General features: G+C 49.9%; 1 protein-coding gene. It reads left to right on the top strand.

The window, feature by feature from the left end; all coding sequences use genetic code 11:
• Window positions 1–445: methyl-accepting chemotaxis protein (locus tag FLQ44_RS24150; protein WP_240801317.1), on the top strand; the 445-nt coding region annotated here is incomplete at both ends.

Genomic DNA, 445 nt, shown 5'->3' with positions numbered 1-445 from the left:
ACCCTCACACAAACCCTCTGTGGTTCCGTGCAACTTATAACCCTGTCTTTAACAGTGATGGGCAGCTTTATAAAATTGTGAAATTCGCTACAGATGTTACGGCTGATGTCCTGCGAAACCAGAGAGAGCAAGAGGCTGCTGTGCATGCATGGGATATGGCCGTGCAGACCCGAGAAAGTGCGCAGAACGGTGCCAATGTTATTGAAAATAGCATCCTTATGATTGACAGAATTGCGCAGGGGATGGGGGCTGTCTCCACCGATATCTCACGGCTCAACAATCAGTCTGAAAGTATTGACGATATGGTGGAAACCATCCGGAAGTTTGCCATGCAGACAAGACTTATTGCACTGAATGCCGCGATTGAAGCAGCAAGGGCTGGCGCATCCGGAAGAAGTTTTGCGGTTGTTGCCGCAGAAGTGCGTAATCTTGCGGCGAGCGTCAG

It is taken from the genome of Vogesella mureinivorans, assembly GCF_007644035.1.
GTDB classification, from domain to species: Bacteria; Pseudomonadota; Gammaproteobacteria; order Burkholderiales; family Chromobacteriaceae; genus Vogesella; species Vogesella mureinivorans.
Note: the sequence above shows the minus strand (reverse complement) of the source record. Positions and strands in the feature narration are given on the sequence as shown.